General features: G+C 38.3%; 18 protein-coding genes and 2 pseudogenes. All 20 read right to left on the reverse strand.

Going from position 1 to position 20,006, the window contains the following annotated elements:
- Positions 1 to 140 precede the first annotated feature (140 nt).
- Positions 141 to 899 (reverse strand): annotated as a pseudogene (gene tpiA / locus HSISS2_RS06050) (triose-phosphate isomerase).
- Between the two features lie 252 nt (positions 900 to 1,151).
- Positions 1,152 to 2,348, reverse strand: coding sequence for an elongation factor Tu (gene tuf, locus HSISS2_RS06055; RefSeq protein WP_002887576.1), 1,197 nt, complete (start codon positions 2,346 to 2,348; stop codon positions 1,152 to 1,154).
- A 243-nt stretch (positions 2,349 to 2,591) separates the two neighbouring features.
- A complete protein-coding gene (locus tag HSISS2_RS06060) occupies positions 2,592 to 3,872 on the reverse strand; it encodes an FtsW/RodA/SpoVE family cell cycle protein (RefSeq protein WP_021145888.1) in 1,281 nt (426 codons plus the stop codon).
- A gap of 262 nt (positions 3,873 to 4,134) precedes the next feature.
- On the reverse strand, positions 4,135 to 4,551 hold the full coding sequence (locus HSISS2_RS06065) for a F0F1 ATP synthase subunit epsilon (protein ID WP_002887575.1): 417 nt from the start codon (positions 4,549 to 4,551) through the stop codon (positions 4,135 to 4,137).
- Between the two features lie 12 nt (positions 4,552 to 4,563).
- Positions 4,564 to 5,970, reverse strand: coding sequence for a F0F1 ATP synthase subunit beta (gene atpD, locus HSISS2_RS06070; RefSeq protein ID WP_002887574.1), 1,407 nt, complete (start codon positions 5,968 to 5,970; stop codon positions 4,564 to 4,566).
- 75 nt (positions 5,971 to 6,045) lie between these two features.
- A complete protein-coding gene (locus HSISS2_RS06075) occupies positions 6,046 to 6,924 on the reverse strand; it encodes a F0F1 ATP synthase subunit gamma (RefSeq protein WP_002887573.1) in 879 nt (292 codons plus the stop codon).
- Between the two features lie 18 nt (positions 6,925 to 6,942).
- Positions 6,943 to 8,448: a F0F1 ATP synthase subunit alpha gene (gene atpA, locus HSISS2_RS06080; protein ID WP_021145889.1), complete on the reverse strand. Its 1,506-nt coding sequence runs from the start codon at positions 8,446 to 8,448 to the stop codon at positions 6,943 to 6,945.
- Positions 8,449 to 8,463: 15 nt separating this feature from the next.
- Positions 8,464 to 9,000, reverse strand: a complete 537-nt coding sequence (locus tag HSISS2_RS06085; protein WP_008533962.1) for a F0F1 ATP synthase subunit delta — start codon at positions 8,998 to 9,000, stop codon at positions 8,464 to 8,466.
- Positions 9,000 to 9,497, reverse strand: coding sequence for a F0F1 ATP synthase subunit B (gene atpF / locus HSISS2_RS06090; protein ID WP_002887571.1), 498 nt, complete (start codon positions 9,495 to 9,497; stop codon positions 9,000 to 9,002). Before atpF ends, HSISS2_RS06085 begins: the two co-directional genes overlap by 1 nt.
- Positions 9,498 to 9,517: 20 nt before the next feature.
- Complete coding sequence (gene atpB / locus HSISS2_RS06095; protein WP_021145890.1) at positions 9,518 to 10,225, reverse strand: F0F1 ATP synthase subunit A; 708 nt, start codon at positions 10,223 to 10,225, stop codon at positions 9,518 to 9,520.
- Between the two features lie 30 nt (positions 10,226 to 10,255).
- Positions 10,256 to 10,456, reverse strand: coding sequence for a F0F1 ATP synthase subunit C (locus tag HSISS2_RS06100; RefSeq protein ID WP_008533960.1), 201 nt, complete (start codon positions 10,454 to 10,456; stop codon positions 10,256 to 10,258).
- Positions 10,457 to 10,994: 538 nt separating this feature from the next.
- Positions 10,995 to 11,315, reverse strand: coding sequence for a hypothetical protein (locus HSISS2_RS10930; RefSeq protein ID WP_021145891.1), 321 nt, complete (start codon positions 11,313 to 11,315; stop codon positions 10,995 to 10,997).
- Complete coding sequence (locus tag HSISS2_RS10935; RefSeq protein WP_021145892.1) at positions 11,270 to 11,821, reverse strand: hypothetical protein; 552 nt, start codon at positions 11,819 to 11,821, stop codon at positions 11,270 to 11,272. The genes HSISS2_RS10930 and HSISS2_RS10935 overlap by 46 nt, the downstream gene beginning before the upstream one ends.
- A gap of 139 nt (positions 11,822 to 11,960) precedes the next feature.
- Positions 11,961 to 13,634, reverse strand: coding sequence for a hypothetical protein (locus HSISS2_RS10940; protein ID WP_021145893.1), 1,674 nt, complete (start codon positions 13,632 to 13,634; stop codon positions 11,961 to 11,963).
- 72 nt (positions 13,635 to 13,706) lie between these two features.
- Complete coding sequence (locus tag HSISS2_RS06110) at positions 13,707 to 16,358, reverse strand: valine--tRNA ligase (RefSeq protein ID WP_021145894.1); 2,652 nt, start codon at positions 16,356 to 16,358, stop codon at positions 13,707 to 13,709.
- Positions 16,359 to 16,861: 503 nt separating this feature from the next.
- The gene (locus HSISS2_RS11835; protein WP_021145895.1) at positions 16,862 to 17,386 is read right to left on the reverse strand and encodes a hypothetical protein; all 525 of its coding nucleotides are present in this window, start codon (positions 17,384 to 17,386) and stop codon (positions 16,862 to 16,864) included.
- Positions 17,387 to 17,448: 62 nt separating this feature from the next.
- A complete protein-coding gene (locus HSISS2_RS06120; RefSeq protein ID WP_021145896.1) occupies positions 17,449 to 18,018 on the reverse strand; it encodes a GNAT family N-acetyltransferase in 570 nt (189 codons plus the stop codon).
- A complete protein-coding gene (locus tag HSISS2_RS06125; protein WP_021145897.1) occupies positions 18,005 to 18,583 on the reverse strand; it encodes a flavin reductase family protein in 579 nt (192 codons plus the stop codon). Before HSISS2_RS06125 ends, HSISS2_RS06120 begins: the two co-directional genes overlap by 14 nt.
- Positions 18,584 to 18,977: 394 nt before the next feature.
- Positions 18,978 to 19,228, reverse strand: a pseudogene (locus HSISS2_RS06130) (hypothetical protein).
- A gap of 129 nt (positions 19,229 to 19,357) precedes the next feature.
- A complete protein-coding gene (locus HSISS2_RS06135; RefSeq protein WP_021145900.1) occupies positions 19,358 to 19,975 on the reverse strand; it encodes a PepSY domain-containing protein in 618 nt (205 codons plus the stop codon).
- Between the last annotated feature and the right edge of the window lie 31 nt (positions 19,976 to 20,006).

A 20,006-nucleotide genomic window follows, 5' to 3' on the forward strand; every position in this document is an offset into this window, starting at 1 on the left:
GATAAATCAGTAGATAAATTGATTTTCAAGTTAAAAGCATAATGCTATCAATCATACTCCACCCGATACGAAATCCATAGCAACAGCGTGACTTTCCAAGACATAAGAAAAAGCCGAGGAAACCTCGACTTTATAAAAGATTATTTAACGAAGTCAAGCAATGCCAAGAAGCTATCAGCTTGAAGTGATGCACCACCTACAAGAGCTCCGTCTACATCTGGACAAGCCATGTATTCTGCAACGTTTTCAGGTTTAACTGAACCACCGTATTGAACACGTACTTTGTCAGCAACTTCTTGACCGAAGTCAGCAGCAACAACATCACGAACAACTTTACACATTTTTTGTGCATCGTCTTGTGAAGCTGATTTACCAGTACCGATAGCCAGATTGGTTCGTAAGCGATAACTGTTGAAGCTACTTGTTCAGCAGTCAAACCAGCCAAAGCAGCTGAAACTTGAGCACCTACGAATTCTGCAGCTTTACCAGCTTCATAAGTTTCAAGTGTTTCACCACAACAAATGATTGGAAGCATGCCATTAGCAAAGATTGCTTTTTGCTTTTTTGTTGATGTCTTCATCAGTTTCGTGGAAGTAGTCACGACGTTCTGAGTGACCGATAACAACATAGTCAGTACCGATTTCTTTCAAAACTTGTGGGCTAGTTTCACCAGTGAAGGCACCAGCATTTTCAAAGTAAGTGTTTTGCGCAGCAACTTTAAGGTTTGAACCTTTAGCAGCAGCAAGAACAGCTGTCAAGTCAACGGCAGGAGCCGCAATACCAGCTTCAACAAGATCAGATGAAGGAAGTTTTGATGCTACAGCTTCAACAAATGCTTTTGCTTCTTCTGGATTTTTGTTCATTTTCCAGTTACCAGCGATAAATGGTTTACGTGACATTTCACATACCTCTTCTTCTATTTATTTACAAGTTTATTCTATCACAAATCCCCTACTATTACTAGGATTTTAGGAAAATTCCGAAAACTATAGCCACTTCATACCGACTAATGACCTACAAAACTGCTTCTCTTCTAAGATACTTTCATAAAAAGAAGATCAAATAGGTAATTAAAAACCAAAAAGAGCCGAGTAAACTCGACTCTCTCAATTATTGTCTGACGAATAATTGTATTGGGAACTTAATATTAATTAAGCTTCGATTTCAGATACGATACCTGAACCAACAGTACGTCCACCTTCACGGATAGAGAATGTTGTACCTTGTTCAACGGCGATTGGGTGAATCAATTCAACATCGATAGTCACGTTATCACCAGGCATAACCATTTCAGTACCTGCAGGAAGTTCGATAGAACCTGTTACGTCAGTTGTACGGAAGTAGAACTGTGGACGGTAGTTGTTGAAGAATGGAGTGTGACGTCCACCTTCTTCTTTAGAAAGGATGTAAACTTCACCTTTGAATTTAGTGTGTGGGTGGATTGAACCAGGAGCAGCCAATACTTGACCACGTTCAATTTCATCACGTTGGATACCACGAAGAAGGACACCGACGTTATCACCGGCAATACCTTCGTCAAGTTGTTTACGGAACATTTCAACACCAGTAACAACTGCTTTTTGGATTTTTTCCTTGATACCAACGATTTCAACTTCGTCATTGACACGAACAACACCACGGTCAATACGTCCTGAAGCAACAGTACCACGACCAGTGATTGAGAATACATCTTCGACTGGAAGCAACAATGGTTTATCAGTGTCACGTTCTGGTTCTGGAATGTAATCGTCAACAGTATCCATCAATTCCATGATGATATCTTCGTATTTAGTATCACCTTCAAGAGCTTTAAGTGCTGAACCTTGGATAACTGGGATTTCATCACCTGGGAAATCGTATTCTGAAAGAAGGTCACGGATTTCCATTTCAACCAATTCAAGCAATTCTTCATCGTCAACCAAGTCAACTTTGTTCATGAAGACGATCAAGTGTTTAACACCAACCTGACGTGAAAGAAGGATGTGTTCACGTGTTTGTGGCATTGGTCCATCAGTAGAAGCTACTACAAGGATCGCACCGTCCATTTGAGCGGCACCAGTGATCATGTTTTTAACGTAGTCCGCGTGTCCTGGCGCATCGATGTGAGCGTAGTGACGTTTAGCAGTTTCGTACTCAACGTGTGCAGTGTTGATTGTGATACCGCGTTCGCGTTCTTCTGGAGCAGCGTCGATTGAAGCGTAGTCTTTTGGTGTGTTGACTGAGCTTGGAAGACGACGTGCCAAAACAGTTGTGATAGCAGCTGTCAAAGTAGTTTTACCGTGGTCAACGTGTCCAATTGTACCAATGTTAACGTGTGGTTTACTACGATCGTATTTTTCTTTTGCCATTTAGGAAAAGCCTCCAATAAAATATATTTTATAGATAGACAGTAGGCAATACAGTCTAACTTTACTCTACTATTCTATCAAAATGTCATAGAATTGCAAGTATTTTATATGGTTTTCAGATTTTCTTTTTATTTAGAAGCCATCATGAATTTTTCATTAAGAGATGATACTCTCGTACCATTACATTACTGACACCCATATATCATCTATCTTCTTTACCTACATGCAAAAAGAAGCCGAACTTCAACGGCTTCTTCTTAGAGGTACTATTTTTTCGTCTTGTTTTTCTAATTCCTGTGTCTGGCTCAACTCTTCTTCAATGGCTTGAACAATATTGTCACGCTTTTCGTTAGCAGCAATATTCAAGACAAAAGCAATCCCGACTGATGTCACTAAAAGCGAGTTACCACCTTGTGAAAGGAAAGGGAAGGTAACCCCTGTGGATGGAATCAAACCTGAGATTCCTCCGATATTGACAAAAACCTGCATAAGCAAAAGGGATCCGACGCCAAGAGCCATCATAGAGTTAAATGGATTTCTAGCCTTAACCCCTACAATCATAATCCGAAGAATGAGGAAGAAAAGCAGAGCAAGGATTAAACCTGCACCAATAAGACCTAATTCTTCGATAACAATTGAAAAGACAAAGTCAGTTGTAGCTTCCGGTAGATAACCTGTTTTCTCAATTGAATTTCCGAGGCCAAGACCGAACCAACCCCCATTACTCATAGCATAATAAGAATGGGATAACTGAAGACCTGAACCTGTTAAATCCTTAAAAGGATTGAAATAGGCTGCAAAACGCTTGGCAACATAACCAAAGATTGGTACTTTGGACATGGTTTTTACCCCAACCAAAGCGATTAGTCCCAGAAATGCAGATGACAGACCAACAATACTAGCAAAAAGAGCTGTAAACCAGCGATACCCAACCCCTGAAATTGAGAACATAATGACCGTTGTTAATACAATAATGGCCGCATTCCCCAAGTCAGGTTGGATAGCAACTAAGCCAATCATAACCAATAAATAATACCGCCAGTCATTAAGTTGACTACGTTTTCTAGGAATCCATCTATTCTTAGTTAAGGCCTGATAATCATAGCGTTCTATCGCAGACTGTTTCTTTGAAAATGTGTGTGCTAAAAACCAAACTACAATAATCTTAAGGTACTCTGCTGGCTGGAATGACAAGGGACCAAGTACAATCCATCCATTAGCACCGTTAATTTCTTTGGTAAAAAACTTAGCAACAACCAGGAGAAAAACTTCAAATAAAATAACGGTTCCTAAAACTTTATCTTTTCTGAGGAAATTCAATTTCAACCGATAGATGAAAAAGATAAAAAATAAGGACACTAGCCAAAATAATCCTTGGTTGATGACGGATGCAAATGGGTTAGCACCAAAACTTACTAAACGAGCACTCGTCGTTGAATATACCACAATCAAACCGACTACGGACAAGATTAAATAAGGTATTAAGATGGTATAGTCCAAAAGATGCTTCTTTTCAATTTTCATATCTTAAAAAACTCATACTTTCTATTACGTCACTCTATAGTTTACAAAAACACAAAGCTAACAGCTTATATTATAACACTTTGATACCTTAAACTAAAGCAAAAGCTTAATTAACCGTTTTCAAACATTAAATTTTTCAAATCACCTTATAATAAATCCTTTTTGATGCAACTCTTACTAATACAGCTCTATAGTCTTCAATCAACACCGCACTCTTTTAACTCATATAAAAAACGAGAACAAAGTCTCGTTTTCTTTACTCTTATTTAGTACCGACACTGATACGGTTAAGTGCTCTACGAAGAGCAACTTGAGCACGTTGAACTTCGTCAACACGATCAGATTTAGTTGCTTCTTCCAAGTCACGTTCGGCACGTTGCTTGGCACGTTCGGCACGAGAAACGTCAATGTCGCGTTCACGTTCAGCTGAATCGGCAACGATAGTAATGAGGTCATCTTTGACTTCAATAATACCACCATTTACGGCAATCCAGTCAACGTGGTTCTCATCATCCACACGACGAACCTTGAGTTCATCCACTTCAAGTGGTGCAATCAAGTTAATATGGCCTGGCAAAATACCAATTTGACCATCTTTAGTAACCGCATGGATAAAGTTGGCGTGGTGGTCGTATTTAAGACCATCTGGAGTTACCACTTGTACGGTCATTTGTGCCATATCTTCACCTCATTAGTAGCCCATTTCTTTAGCTTTGGCTACTACATCCTCAATTGGGCCTACGCTACGGAAGGCATCTTCAGGAAGATTGTCATACTTACCTTCAAGAATTTCTTTAAAGCTACGAACAGTTTCAGCAACTGGTACATAAGAACCTGGTTGACCTGTGAACTGTTCAGCAACGTTGAAGTTTTGTGACAAGAAGAATTGGATACGACGTGCACGTCCAACCAATGTCTTTTCTTCGTCTGACAATTCATCCATACCAAGGATAGCGATAATATCTTGCAATTCACGGTAACGTTGAAGCACACGTTGAACTTCAGTCGCAACAGCATAGTGTTCTTCACCAACAATTTCAGGTGAAAGAGCACGTGAACTTGATGCCAATGGGTCAACGGCTGGGTAGATACCCATTTGAGTCAACTTACGTTCAAGGTTAGTTGTTGAATCCAAGTGAGCAAATGCTGTAGCTGGCGCTGGGTCAGTATAGTCATCGGCTGGAACATAAATGGCTTGGATTGATGTAACAGAACCTTTTTTAGTTGATGTGATACGTTCTTGCAATTGACCCATTTCAGTAGCAAGTGTTGGTTGATAACCAACGGCTGATGGCATACGACCAAGAAGGGCAGAAACCTCAGAACCTGCTTGAGTGAAACGGAAGATGTTATCGATGAAGAGAAGCACGTCTTGACCTTCGACATCACGGAAGTATTCCGCAATTGTTAAACCAGTAAGGGCAACACGCATACGTGCTCCAGGTGGTTCATTCATTTGTCCAAAGACCATGGCTGTTTTCTCAATAACGCCTGATTCTTTCATTTCCCAGTAAAGGTCATTACCTTCACGTGTACGTTCACCAACACCTGTAAACACGGAAATACCACCGTGCTCTTGTGCGATGTTGTGAATCAACTCTTGAATAAGAACGGTTTTACCAACACCGGCACCACCGAAAAGTCCGACTTTACCACCTTTAAGGTAAGGGGCAAGTAAGTCGATAACTTTAATCCCTGTTTCAAGGATTTCAGTAGATGTTGACAATTCATCAAAGGTTGGTGCTTTCTTATGAATTGGTTCACGCTCTGCATCATCTGCAAAAGGTGCATCCAAGTCAATCGTATCACCAAGGACGTTAAAGACACGTCCAAGAGTATCCTTACCAACTGGAACACTGATTGGACGACCTGTGTCCAGAACTTCTAGTCCACGAGTCAATCCATCAGTAGATTCCATGGCAATGGTACGAACCACACCTTCTCCAAGTTCAAGAGCTACTTCGAGCACGATACGTTTAGACTTTTCTTCATCAGTGTAAACGACCAATGCATTGTTAATCTCAGGAAGCTTTTCACCAGCTGCAAACGCTACGTCTACAACAGGACCAACAACCTGAGCAATTTTGCCTGAGCTCATTGTTTTCTCCTTATGATAGTTTTCTGGATGACAATCATCCCTTTTTCTTGTATGTCAAATAAGACAAATCTTTAGCTATTCAAGTGCACTAGCACCACCAACAATTTCAGTGATTTCCTGAGTGATGGCAGCTTGACGCGCACGGTTGTATTGGATTGTCAAATCGTTAATCACATTCTTAGCATTATCAGTGGCAGTCTGCATTGCAGTCATACCAGCTGCATGCTCAGCTGTTTTGGCATCTACGATAGCACCGTAGATAAGACTCTCAGCATACTGTGGTAAGAGTTGATCCAAAATAGTATCACGATCTGGTTCCAACTCAAATTTGGTCAATACATGACCTTCAGATTCATTAGGATCCAAATCAGCAATAGGAAGCATTTGTTCCACACGAACTTCACTAGTCAGACTGTTGACGTGGTGGTTGTAACACACATAAAGTTCATCAAACAGTTCGTTTTGATACATTCCTACAGCTTTGGAAATGATTTTACCGACTTGATCAAAACTAGGTTGATCTTCAAGACCTCGAAGTTCAAAAGCAACATTCATGTTACGGGCTTTGAAGAAATCAGACCCTGTTCCACCAATAGAAATGATAGCATATTCATCTTCAGAATCATGGTCACGTTTAATCATGTCCAAGACAGCTTTAAGAATTGTTGAATTGTAACCTCCAACCAATCCCTTATCTGAAGTAATGACAATGTAACCTGTCTTACGAACTGGACGTGCATCCAACATTGGATTTGACGAACCATTAATCAATTCTGAATGTAGAAGATCTGTTGTGATCTGTCTAATTTTTGAGGCATAGATTTGGAAATCTTTAGCAGCTTGCTCAGAACGTGTCAATTTTGAGGCAGAAACCATTTGCATGGCTCCTGTGATTTGACTCGTTTTCTTAGTTGAAGCAATTTTTGCTTGGATTTCTCTTAGAGAGCCTGCCATATGCTGTCCTCCCTATTTCTATTTGTATTCTGACTGATCTTTGAAAGCTTGGATAGCTTCATCAAGTACAGATTCCTCAGGAAGATCCTTAGTTTTACGGATAGTTTCAAAGATGTCTTCGTGATGGCTATCAAAGTAGTCATAAAGTGCTTCTTCAAAATCCAAGATTTGATCAACCGGAACACTATCCAAGAAACCGTGTGTCAAAGCGTAAAGGATAACAACTTGTTTCTCAACTGGAAGTGGTTTATGAAGCGGTTGTTTCAAAACTTCGATTGTACGACGACCACGGTTCAATTTCGCTTGAGTCGCAGCATCCAAATCTGAACCAAATTGCGTAAAGGCTTCAAGTTCACGATATGAAGCCAAGTCAAGACGAAGTGTACCAGCAACCTTCTTCATCGCTTTAATTTGCGCTGATCCACCTACACGTGATACAGAAGAACCCGCATCAATGGCTGGACGAATACCTGAGTTAAACAAGTTTTCTTGCAAGAAGATTTGTCCATCTGTGATAGAGATAACGTTTGTTGCGATGTAAGCTGAGATATCACCGGCTTGCGTTTGGATAATTGGCAAGGCAGTGATTGAACCACCACCAAGATCATCTGAAACCTTAGCTGAACGTTCCAAAAGACGTGAGTGGAGATAGAAGACATCCCCTGGATAGGCTTCACGACCTGGTGGACGACGGAGAAGCAATGAAAGTTCACGATAAGCCACGGCTTGTTTAGATAAATCATCATAAACAATCAAGACGTGTTTGCCGTTATACATAAACTCTTCGGCCATTGCTACACCAGCGTAAGGCGCAATGTAAAGCAATGGTGATGGTTGTGATGCAGAGGCAGTCACAACGATTGTGTAATCAAGAGCACCATGTTTACGAAGCGTTTCTACTTGTGTACGAACAGTTGATTCTTTTTGACCAATAGCCACGTAGATACAGATCATATCTTGACCTTTTTGGTTCAAGATTGCATCAATGGCTACTGACGTTTTACCAGTTTGACGGTCCCCGATAACCAATTCACGTTGACCACGTCCAATTGGAACCAAGGCATCGATGGCCTTAAGACCAGTTTGCAATGGTTCAGAAACTGATTTACGCTGCATAACACCTGGAGCAGGTGTTTCAACTGGACGGAAACCTGTTGTTTCGATGTCACCAAGACCATCAACTGGTTGCCCAAGTGGGTTTACTACACGACCAATAAGGGCTTCACCAACTGGAACTTCCATGATTTTTCCAGTACGTTTAACAATATCGCCTTCACGAATTGCAACGAAATCCCCCAAGATAATGATACCAACATCATTAGTTTCAAGGTTTTGGGCCATACCATAGGCACCATTTTCAAATTCGAGCAACTCACCACTCATGGCATTATCAAGACCACGAGCACGTGCGATACCGTCACCGATATAGGTAACGACACCAGTTTCAGTGACGTCAAAGTTTGGCTGGAAGTTTTCAATTTGCTTTTTAATTAAAGCGCTAATTTCTTGTGCGTTAATTGCCAAAAGTCACACCACTTTCTATTTCAAATTCGTTTTAAAGGCTTGCAATTGACTACGAATTGACGTGTCAACAACCTTATTTTTTGCTTTGATGACGAATCCTCCAATGAGGTTCTCATCAATATTTTCTACTAAACGACGTGTCTTAATCTCAAATTTTTGTGAAACAATCGCCAAAAGTCGTGCTTTTTGGTCTTCAGACAAGGGACTTGCTGAGGTCACAGTGACATCGTAAGTGTTGTCTTCTTGATCAAAGAGCTTAAGGACCAACTTCAACACATCATAGAGAATGTTAGCTCGGTCATTAAGTAAGATTACCTCAAGAAAGTTGTTCATATATACTGAACAAGACTCTTGAAACAAACTCAAACTTTCTTTCTTAGCCTCGCTTGTCACATTTTCCTGTGACAAAAAGGTTTTTAGTTTTGTTTCAGCAAAAACGGTTAGGATTTGCCTTACTTCTTCTTGGATTGTTGACACGGCGTCTTGTTCAAAAGCGACTTCTACCAGACTTCTGGCATACTGCTCAACAAGAGCTTGTGTTTTCTTATCCATTAAGCATCTCCTAATTGATCAAGATAGCTATCAATCAAGTCAGATTGCGCTTTGGCATCAAGGTTTTGTTTCATAACTTTTTCTGCCAAGAGGACAGTCAGGTCTGCTACTTCACCTTTAACACCAGCAAGTGCTTCCACACGACTTTGAGCGATGTCTTGATTAGCTTTATCTTTTAAGCGTTTAGCTTCATCATGTGCTTCTGCAATGATTTTTGATTCTTGAGTTTTACCAGTTTCCTTGGCTCCATCAATAATTTGAGCTGCTTCTGTGCGAGCACCAGCTAACTCATCTTGACGTTTTTGTGCCAAGCTTTCTGCTTCTTGACGAGCATTTTCAGCACTATCAATATCTGTGGCAATTTTCTTTTCACGAGCAGCAAAGATTCCTGTAATTTGATCCCATGCGAATTTACGAATGAGGTAATACAAGAGAAAAACAGAGCCGAGCGTAATAATGATATTACCAAGTGTCGTACTATTAATTAGTAATGACATTTAATTTCTCCCTTTCTTAATTATTCTTCGTTGACTTTATCACCAATGTAGTTAGAACTTAGGATAATAAAGACGTAGGCTTGAATGAAACCGATAAAGGTTGAAAAGGCAACCCAGACAAGGTTCAAAGCAAAGGATACAGGTGCTGCAAAAGCAGACCATGTCACCAATTGAAGAATCAAGCCAGTTAGTACCTCACCAGAATAAATATTACCAAACAAACGCAAAGCCAATGATGCAAGGTTGGTTAATTGTTCCAAAATATTCATTGGGAGCATTGCTGGATATGGTGAAAGGTAGCCTTTGAGATAGCCTTTAACCCCTTTTTTACGAATCCCCTCAATATGACTAATGAGGGTAATAATCAAAGAAAGAGTGATAGTAACACCGAAATTCGATGTTGGAGAAGACCAAAAATTGTAATGCTCACTTTTAACAGATACAAGCAGACCTATGTTGTTTGCTGTAAACACAAAGGTGAAAATTACAAACAAGAGCAAACTATAATTCTTCGTGAATTTTCCAAGATTTTGAGAAATGGTACTGTTCACAAATTCATAGATAAACTCAAGTACATTTTGTTTTCCCTTTGGTTTAATAGACATCTTACGACTTGCCCAAAAAACCACTCCAAAAACGATAATTACTGTCAAGAGAGACATGGCAAGGACAGTCAAGTCAAAATCAATCCCAAATACTGAGACGGTTGGATTACTTGTAGTTTCCAATGCTCATCCCTCCTTCATCTTTTAATTTGTCTATTTGACAATGTAGCTAAGGGCAAACAGTACGAAGAAAGTACCTTCGATAAAGGCAACACCAGTAAACATCAATGTTTGAAGTTTGCTGAACATCTCAGGTTGGCGAGCTGCAGCTTTAGCGATATTGGCAACGAGGATACCCTCACCGATAGATACACCCATAACGGCCAAACCGAGGCCTAAGATAGTTAAACTCATAGTAGAATTCTCCTTTTAAATTTTTTACCTTGTTATTTTAGTCCTATTTTTCATGAAAGTCAATGAATTGACAGTTTTTTGGACGTTTTCACTGACTTTGCCTAACGTTTTCGTTTTGTTTGCATAAGCGTTTACTTATAATAAATAACTTTCTTCTTATTTCACAAAAACAAGCCTAACCTATTATGGTTAGACTTGTTTGGGAGATTTAATGAAAAAAAGAAAGATTCACTGTCTGACTTAAAGTCAGAACAAGTGAGCGTTACCGAACGACGTTCAGTAATACTTATTAGGATGGTTATAGTATAGCTTGGGTTGCCTAAAGAAAGCTGAAGGGGGGTGGATAGTTTAACTGTTAAGTCTGATGCGCATACTTATCAAACTCATTGGCATACACACCTCTGAACTCATTGGTCTGTTCAAATCTCAACTAAATTCCCCAAACACCTGAGAAGAAGCCAGCAATGTTGTACTTCTCAGAGCGGTTCGAACTAACAGAGTCTTTATATTGTAAACGGCTTTCCAAAAATTAACAAAACTATTTATAACGATATTTCCGTATTCTCTTTATATCAATCTTACTATCCTCAATATTTAAAACATCATTTAGATTAGAAATTATTTTTATTTTATTAGGAGTTGAAACTATTTCAAAATCACAAATTTTTCCAGAAACACCATCTACATAATCTTCTGTTGTCATATTGAAAAAGTTCAATTGACGCTCTAATTTATTCTTGAATCCATTGATAAATTCTTTATCTTGATATAAATCAGAATAATAATTATCAATAAGTTTCAAAATATAAAAATCTAAAATATTACTACTATTACCAAAGAGCCATTTAAATTCTCCCATTGAATCAAATATAATTCTATTGTTATAGATAGAATTATTTTTAAAATATGTTCTAATTTTAGTAATCCAGTTAAAGATAATTTCTTGGCAATATCTTGTATATTAATATCTCCTTCAATTAAAATATACTCAATCATATATTGCAAATCATTTTTATATAAGTTGTTACAATCTTTTGTAAACAAACCAGTTACCTTATCAGTTAAAATAAAATAGTCTACACAAATTTCATTATTGAATTCATTATTTTTAAAATCTTCAAACCTATTTCTAGGGAGAGAACTTCTTTCAGTTAACAACCACTGAGTATACAATATTTTAAATTTTGTCATTCTGTGTCTATTTCCAAATTGATCAAACCAAGTAATGGTAGTGATTTTATCATTACGAGTATTCCATAGTATGTCTAAAAATTCTTTTGTAATACGATGTTTGATATCGATTCTTAATAAAATATTTTTAGCTTTATTAAATAAATAATCTTGATGTTTTTTATTTTCATCCATTATTTTTTGATATGAGTATCATAAAAATTAATATTATTATCCCAAAGTTCACCATCTGTGTATAATAATTGATATAGCATGAATGCCAAGCAATACTCTTCATTCATACTCAAGATAAGTTTCTGTATTTTTTGAGCCTTTAATTTTTGTTTTTTTGTTCCTCACTATCATCTGCTTTAACTTTCAGTTGACTAAAATCTTCAATTCTTCCTCTGTCCAGGTAATTAAAACAAATTTTAGAATAAAACATACTGTTATAGAAATCATTACGTTCGTTCCCAAAAAATTCATCTGATAACTTTTCAAATTTGGGAAGAGAAAACTCCCTTTCGCCTCGCTCGTATTGTTTGAATAGCTGATTTAATTTAAAACGTAAGAGGTCTTCATTTTGTTTTTGTAATTCTTTCTCATCATTGGAATTTTTAATAGACTGTAATTCACTCTTCAAGTCTTCAACTATTTCATTTAAATTGATGGTTTTGTTATTAATAAGAGTCTCAAATAGATATTCTTTGATTTTATAATCACTTGATTGTCTATAATTTGCTCTCGTAGGTTTCTCAATTTGTAAAACTTCAAATGTATCATCCTTTTTCTCAAGACTTTGGAAAACTCTAAGATCCTGCTCAATTAGTTCTTTCCATGTACTCGAAAGAATATTATCCTGAAATTCCTTGAGAAATTCCCATTTATATTTGCAATACTTTCTATAGAATTTATAGAAATCAGATATTTCCTTAGATGGAAGCTTTCCTAAATATTCATCGATTGAGTAAGCTAAGTTATAATTTCTCCAATATTCTTTATGAAAGATAGAAAATACAAAGTCATTACGCTCCTCTACATCAATTAATAAAAACCGATTTTCTAGAAATACGGGTACAAAATTATCGACATATTCATCTGGTTTTTTATATACTTTCCAAAATAACTCCTTCATTTCTCTTTGAAGAGAGATAGAAATTTCCTCATCAACACTTGTTTTACTTAATTCTCTTATTTTTTTCATCTCAGCAGATGACGAATCTTGTTTTTGAATTTTTTTATGAATCCCTTCGGCGTTTAATCTAAAAACATTATAAGCAACCCTTATATTCAATTTAAGTAGATAGATATAAATTAAGATTACTATTCCTGAACTTGCTTGCCAAATATACTCAAGATAATCTGGTTGATGAATAAAATTACTTAAAACAGGCATTGCAACTGTGAGGAATAAAAGAATATGGAATAATTTTGTCCGAGTGAATCTTGACCAAATTGATTTATCTAGCATGAATTTAGTTTTGCTTACTCCCAGATAATAAGCCTTATCATTTTCCGTTAAAAATTGAAGAAAACCAACGTATATACCATACAGACTAAATACTCCTATTTCAAAACTAATTAACTCAACGATATTGGTATCCGTATTTTGAAACGAAACTGTGGGCACTTTAAAAAACTCTTGAACATAGATTAATGTTATCAGCAATAAAAGCAAGACAATCTCACTTATATCTCGCATATTAATACTAATTTTATACTTTAGATAATCCTTAAGATTAATGTACTTCAATATAATATTTCGAAGTAGAGGTATACTCAATCCAACAATTCTTAATCTCCATAAAATATCAGATCTAGAATAAAACAGCAATATTATGAAAAGAGTAATATCTAAATTTTGCATTGATGTAAAACTTAAACAACTTGATTGTTTACATAACAAATACAAATAACCAATTGCTATCACTAAGTCCTGTTTTTTCCAACCATTAATAAACGAATTAATAGAGAATAGAAATAAGAAAAGTCCGATTAAAATAAACATATACCCTCCGAGATAAGTTTTCTCTCTTCAAATTATATCAAAAAAACACGGCAATTCGCCGTGCTTCTGTGCTTATTTAACCAATTTCTTCATTTCTTCAATACGTACTACTGTTGCATCGTATTTAGCTTGGTAATCTTCTTGTTTGTCGCGTTCTTTTTGGACGACTTCTGGTTTGGCGTTGGCTACGAAGCGTTCGTTGCTAAGTTTCTTACCAACCATGTCGAGTTCTTTTTGCCATTTGGCTAATTCTTTTTCAAGACGAGCCAATTCTTCTTCGACATTGAGGAGGTCTGCCAGTGGCAAGTAGATTTCTGCGCCTGTGATGATGCTGGACATAACCAAGTCAGGCACTTCGACATCTGCTGCAATTTCCAAGTGTTCTGGGTTTGTAAAGCGTTTGATGTAGTTGACGTTGTCATTGAAGAAGGCATCGAGCTTGCTGTCGCTTGTCTTGATCAAGATAGTGATTGGCTTGCTTGGCGCTACGTTAACTTCTGCACGTGAGTTACGGACTGAACGAATCACGTCTTTAAGAGCTTCAACGCCAGCTGCCGCTTCTTCGTTTTCAAATTCTGGACGAACCACTGGGTATTCAGCCGTCACGATAGTTCCTTCAGAGATTTGACCGTAGATTTCTTCGGTCACGAATGGCATGATTGGGTGAAGGAGACGCAAGATTTGGTCCAAGGTATAAAGAAGGACAGAACGAGTGATAACCTTTTCGTCTTCGTTATCGCTGTAAAGCACTTCCTTAGTCAACTCAACATACCAGTCCGCAAACTCGTCCCAGATGAAGTTATAGAGGATGTGACCAGCCACACCAAACTCAAACTTATCAAAGTTTTCAGTGACTTTACCGATTGTTTCGTTGAGGTTATGGAGAATCCAACGGTCTGTGACGTTTCCTGCTTGACCAGCAGCGACTTTAGCCACATTTTCACGTGCCGCATCAAGGGTCAATCCTTCATTATTCATGAGGATGTAACGAGAGATGTTCCAGATCTTGTTAATGAAGTTCCAAGAAGCATCCATTTTCTCGTAAGAGAAGCGCACATCTTGACCGGGTGCAGAACCGTTTGAAAGGAACCAACGAAGGGCATCGGCACCATATTTCTCGATAACATCCATTGGGTCAATACCGTTACCGAGAGATTTAGACATCTTACGTCCTTGCTCGTCACGGATAAGACCGTGAATAAGGACATTCTTAAATGGTTGGCGACCTGTGAATTCCAATGATTGGAAAATCATACGAGATACCCAGAAGAAGATGATATCGTAACCTGTTACCAAGGTTGAAGTTGGGAAGTAACGTTTGAAGTCTTCTGAGTCGACATCAGGCCAACCCATGGTTGAGAATGGCCAAAGGGCAGAACTGAACCAAGTATCCAAGACATCTTCATCTTGTTTCCAGCCGTCACCTTCTGGTGCTTCTTCGCCGACATACATTTCACCCTCAGCATTGTACCAAGCGGGGATTTGGTGACCCCACCAGAGCTGACGTGAGATTACCCAGTCGTGGACATTTTCCATCCATTGAAGGAAGGTATCATTGAAACGCGGTGGGTAGAAATCAACCTTATCGTCTGTGTCTTGGTTTGCGATGGCATTTTTCGCCAATTGGTCCATCTTAACGAACCATTGCGTAGACAAGCGTGGCTCAACAGGCACACCTGTACGCTCTGAGTGACCAACTGAGTGAGTCATCTTTTCGATTTCAACGAGGGCACCGATTTCTTCCAATTTCTTAACAACTGCCTTACGTGCTTCAAAGCGGTCCATACCGTTGAATTCGCCAGCCAATTCATTCATGGTACCATCATCGTTCATGACGTTGACTTGTGGCAAGTTATGACGTTGACCAACCAAGAAGTCGTTAGGGTCATGGGCGGGAGTAATTTTAACCACACCAGTACCGAATTCAGGATCTGCGTGTTCGTCCCCAACAATTGGGATTGGTTTGTTCAAGATTGGCAAGATAACATTTTTACCAATCAAATCTTTGTAACGATCATCATTTGGATTAACGGCTACAGCAGTATCCCCAAACATGGTTTCAGGACGAGTTGTTGCCACTTCAAGGGCACGTGACCCATCTTCCAACATATAGTTCATGTGGTAGAAGGCACCTTCAACATCCTTGTGAATAACCTCGATATCAGAAAGAGCTGTACGGGCTTTTGGATCCCAGTTGATGATAAATTCACCACGGTAAATCCAACCTTTTTTGTAAAGTTCTACAAAAACCTTACGAACCGCTTTTGACAACCCTTCGTCAAGAGTGAAACGTTCACGAGAGTAATCCACTGAAATTCCCATCTTGCCCCATTGTTGCTTGATGGTTGAAGCATACTCGTCTTTCCATTCCCAGACTTTATCAAGGAATTTTTCACGACCGAGGTCATAACGAGAAATGCCACTTTCAGCCAAACGAGCTTCAACCTTGGCTTGAGTGGCAATCCCAGCATGGTCCATACCAGGAAGCCAAAGCGTATCAAAACCTTGCATGCGTTTTTGACGGATAATGATATCCTGCAAAGTTGTATCCCAAGCGTGACCAAGGTGAAGTTTACCAGTTACGTTTGGTGGTGGAATGACGATGGAATAAGGCTTCGCCTTTTTATCGCCTGAAGGCTTGAAAACATCTTCGTCAAGCCATTTTTGGTAACGACCAGCCTCAACCTCGGCTGGATTGTATTTAGGTGAAAGTTCTTTAGACATGTGTGTTCTCCTTAATTATTAGTTTTTTAATTAATTTTTTAATTGGCTTCTTTTTTAATTTCTTATTTAGTTTCTTGCGTATTTTTATCTGTTCTTTTTTAGTTTATTAACATCTTCTTTTGTTATATTATATTTTATATCCCATAATCTTTGTTTCAATCTATAGTTTAAATTATAAATTCCGTAATATTTCAACTCTAAATCTGTCTTATTTTTTTCTATCTTTTTTATTTGAGAAATATATTTATGACTGATATCGAAAATTTGATAAAGGACAAAAATTTCTGAAGAAATTATAATTAACACGAAGATTACTGGCAGGATGTCTACTAGCAAATTTACTTTAATCAGATTATAATATTTTAACAAAACAATTGTTAAATAAAGTGAATATAAATAAGGGAATACAAACGCTATTACAAACACTATTACGAAAGTAATTTCTTCTTTTAGCAAATCAAAATTAAGCTTCGATAGCAATTTTATCAGGAAAGGTTGCAAAATTAAAAAAATAGTTGAAAAAAAGATAGATATATATTGAGTTTGTTGTTTACATTGTTTGCCCAGAAAAACATTATTGTATTTAAAAATATCAGTCCCCATCTTAATAGATTCCATAGGGAATCACGACCAATTCCTACCTCATTTTTCGAACGTTCCCAATCATATTTCAGGAGTAGTTCTAGGTATTGACTAAGCTTTTGTGACTTTTCCTCTGAGTAATCAAAATCACTTAAAAAATCCCAAATATGGCCATCTTTCAAATAATAATCATTAATATATTTTACATTCATATCAGAGCCATATGGATTGATTTGTGATTTAAGTCTACTAACTGCAGATTTCCTATTTTTCCCGTCTAGTAAATCAACAATTATCAACTTTATACTTTTTCTCCATTCTGTTCTTTCCTTAGTAATATAATCAAGCCAATTTCTCTTACTACTATTTATAAATACTAAAATCGCACTTAATACAGCTCCTATTCCTGTTCCACTAATTAGAGTAATAATCTGGCTTATTTCCAATCTTCTCACCTCTCTTTCGAAATTCTTCAAGACATCCCATCTGTTCGAAATTTTCAAAGAGTTCAACTACCAATTTCTAATTCCCACTCACTACTCAGCAAGCCATATCTCAACTCATCACAGCGATTGCCTTGGGCATCTTTCCGATCTCGGATGCGAGCTTCAAGGGTAAATCCAAGTTTTTCTGCGACTCGTTGACTTTGGAGATTATAGCTGAAACAAACAAGCTCTATCTTGTGAAGACCTAGTTCTCTAAAAGCTATGTCAATCAAAACACGCGCCACTTCTGGCACATAACCTCGCCCCCAATAGTCTGGGTGCAAGGTATAGCCAATCTCCAGCACATCGTCTTCGTGGCGATGGTTGAAGTCGACAGAGCCAATGACCTTATCCGTCCCTTTGACCACTATGCCATAGCCTTCTGGGAGATTGTCTTTTTGATTACGCTCAGGAAGGATATGTTCTAAATAATAGATTTCCTCTTCGAGAGTCTTAACAGGTGGGAAACCTGCTGGGTAGGAGACTTCTGGACGACTGGCAAATTCAAAGATTGCCTCTGCATCCGCCAATGTACGATTTCGTAAGACTATTCGCTCCGTTTCGATTCGTTCTGGTAACTCAGCTCTTTTCATCCCTCTTCCTCGCTTTCTTGATAAAGCTTCCCATGGGGTCGACACGATTATCTAGATAGCGATAGACACGTTTATGACCATCTCCCATAAAGTAAGTCGGTGCAAAAGAATCATTACGGAAATGTCCTTTGTCATCTAACAAATCAGATTCCGCAAGGCGGTCTAGGATCTTAGCAAAGATATGACAGATGCCATCTTCCTCAATAATTCTGTCGACCTCACAATCCAGAACGACTGGACAGGCATTCAGGATAGGTGCTTGTGTCAAATCAGAAGGTTGAAAATCTATGCCGAGTTTAGCAATCTTCTCACGATGACTAATAAATCCAGCCTGCTCCATCTCCAGCATAAAATTTTCATCAGGAATATTCACTGTGAACTTCTGATAATATTTAATCTGGTCTGCAGCATTTTCCTCACTACCGACCCCTATAACGAGCCAATCTCCTAGACTATAAGAAGAACTACAAGTCGTCACATTATAGCCATAGGTCTGGTCCTGGTAACCCAAGATAAAAATGGGAAAACCATAGTAGAGCTTACTTGTTTTAAAAGATTGTTTCATGACGACCTCCTTCGATAGGAACGTAGACCTCACTTTCGCTCCGTCTGCATCAATATCTTTAAATTCACCTGCGACCTTCGGTCTTGGTTCTTTAAAAGCTATAAAAAATCCCTGCCATAATCATGACAGGGACGAATATGTATCCGCGGTACCACCCAGTTTTGAGTGGTAACCACTCACAGCTTTCTTGATTCAATTTGACCATCAGCAACCAGCTTTGACATTTGTGCGGATTTCTCAGTACCACCGCTTCCTGTGACAAATGGGCTTCAAAGCACCTCTGAATACTTTTATTTTATCACAATTTCAAGGCCAAGACAAATGAAATTGTGGGGCCCTGAAGTTGCAAATAAGTCAGACTACAGATTTCACCTTTGAATAGGAATCCAATCCCTCATTTTATTCTCATTAGAAAAACCCTGTCTACTGACAAGGTTTTCATCTTATTTTCTTCCTTAGCTCTTTCTTCTTTTAGCCATTGTTCATAGCTTTCAAGTAGATTTATAGCCATTGGGTTGCCAAGGCAACTGAGAAGGCTTCCGTCCCTTCAGTTGTTTCATTTTGGACTTCCAATTTACTTTCTTCGTAAATGGCTTTGAGAGCCTTGTTGCTAAGCGTGTCTTTAAATACTTGGAATTCTTTCATGGTCAAAGCCTCCTTGATTCTACGGCACTCTCTAAAATGACTGTTACCGTTTTCACTTTAAGTTTACACCATTTCAGAGAAATTGCAAGATTTTTCCTTAATAAAGAGAACTTTCACACTATCTACGACCTATTGGGCAGCTGCAGTAGCTCCTGTGAGATACTCTGTTGTGTAGGCAGCGATAGCTCCTGACTCGGCATTAACTACATATTTATAACGTAGGCCACTAGCTGCATAATCAAAACTTATATTATAAACTTTACCGTCTCCTTCAGTCTTCAAGTCTGTCGTCAAATTAGTAACAGAACCTGCAGCTAAGCCGGCATGATTAAGAGCTGTCGTTTGAGCAGCGTCTTTAGATACCGGTGGATTATCTTTGTCTTCGCTAGGCTGTGTCTTGTCTTTATCGTCATCACTCTTTTGAGCAGCATCTTCATCATTAGACGTTGGATGGTCGCTCTTCTGATTCAAAATAGACCCAGATTGACCATCAATAGTGTAATCAAAGTGGTTGTCTGGTGTTGTGAAACTCACCTTATAACTGCCACGCAAGCCTGTACGCTTTTTTGAGACTGTTGATTGAGATATCTCAGAAGTTTTGACGCCTGCATTTTTGTAAGCAATGTCTGCCACATCTTGTTCTGACAAGCGATAACCTGAGCCGTTAAAAATAAACAAGACTGCAGCGATGGCAACTGGGATAGCGAGCAGAATCAGATAGCCCACTAGATTTTTCATTTTTCGCATAAAATTCTCCGCTATTTTAATCTAATACTAC

The sequence above is a fragment of the Streptococcus sp. HSISS2 genome, from assembly GCF_000448665.1.
GTDB classification, from domain to species: Bacteria; Bacillota; Bacilli; order Lactobacillales; family Streptococcaceae; genus Streptococcus; species Streptococcus raffinosi.

Excerpts from the sequence above, each read along its gene's own strand:
- tuf (WP_002887576.1), bottom strand. The coding sequence starts at position 2,348 with ATGGCAAAAGAAAAATACGATCGTAGTAAACCACACGTTAACATTGGT.
- HSISS2_RS06060 (WP_021145888.1), bottom strand. The coding sequence starts at position 3,872 with ATGAAAATTGAAAAGAAGCATCTTTTGGACTATACCATCTTAATACCT.
- HSISS2_RS06065 (WP_002887575.1), bottom strand. The coding sequence starts at position 4,551 with ATGGCACAAATGACCGTACAAGTGGTAACTCCAGATGGTCTTAAATAC.
- atpD (WP_002887574.1), bottom strand. The coding sequence starts at position 5,970 with ATGAGCTCAGGCAAAATTGCTCAGGTTGTTGGTCCTGTTGTAGACGTA.
- HSISS2_RS06075 (WP_002887573.1), bottom strand. The coding sequence starts at position 6,924 with ATGGCAGGCTCTCTAAGAGAAATCCAAGCAAAAATTGCTTCAACTAAG.
- HSISS2_RS06085 (WP_008533962.1), bottom strand. The coding sequence starts at position 9,000 with ATGGATAAGAAAACACAAGCTCTTGTTGAGCAGTATGCCAGAAGTCTG.
- atpF (WP_002887571.1), bottom strand. The coding sequence starts at position 9,497 with ATGTCATTACTAATTAATAGTACGACACTTGGTAATATCATTATTACG.
- HSISS2_RS06100 (WP_008533960.1), bottom strand. The coding sequence starts at position 10,456 with ATGAGTTTAACTATCTTAGGCCTCGGTTTGGCCGTTATGGGTGTATCT.
- HSISS2_RS10930 (WP_021145891.1), bottom strand. The coding sequence starts at position 11,315 with ATGGGAGAATTTAAATGGCTCTTTGGTAATAGTAGTAATATTTTAGAT.
- HSISS2_RS10935 (WP_021145892.1), bottom strand. The coding sequence starts at position 11,821 with ATGGATGAAAATAAAAAACATCAAGATTATTTATTTAATAAAGCTAAA.
- HSISS2_RS10940 (WP_021145893.1), bottom strand. The coding sequence starts at position 13,634 with ATGTTTATTTTAATCGGACTTTTCTTATTTCTATTCTCTATTAATTCG.
- HSISS2_RS06110 (WP_021145894.1), bottom strand. The coding sequence starts at position 16,358 with ATGTCTAAAGAACTTTCACCTAAATACAATCCAGCCGAGGTTGAGGCT.
- HSISS2_RS06120 (WP_021145896.1), bottom strand. The coding sequence starts at position 18,018 with ATGAAAAGAGCTGAGTTACCAGAACGAATCGAAACGGAGCGAATAGTC.
- HSISS2_RS06125 (WP_021145897.1), bottom strand. The coding sequence starts at position 18,583 with ATGAAACAATCTTTTAAAACAAGTAAGCTCTACTATGGTTTTCCCATT.
- HSISS2_RS06135 (WP_021145900.1), bottom strand. The coding sequence starts at position 19,975 with ATGCGAAAAATGAAAAATCTAGTGGGCTATCTGATTCTGCTCGCTATC.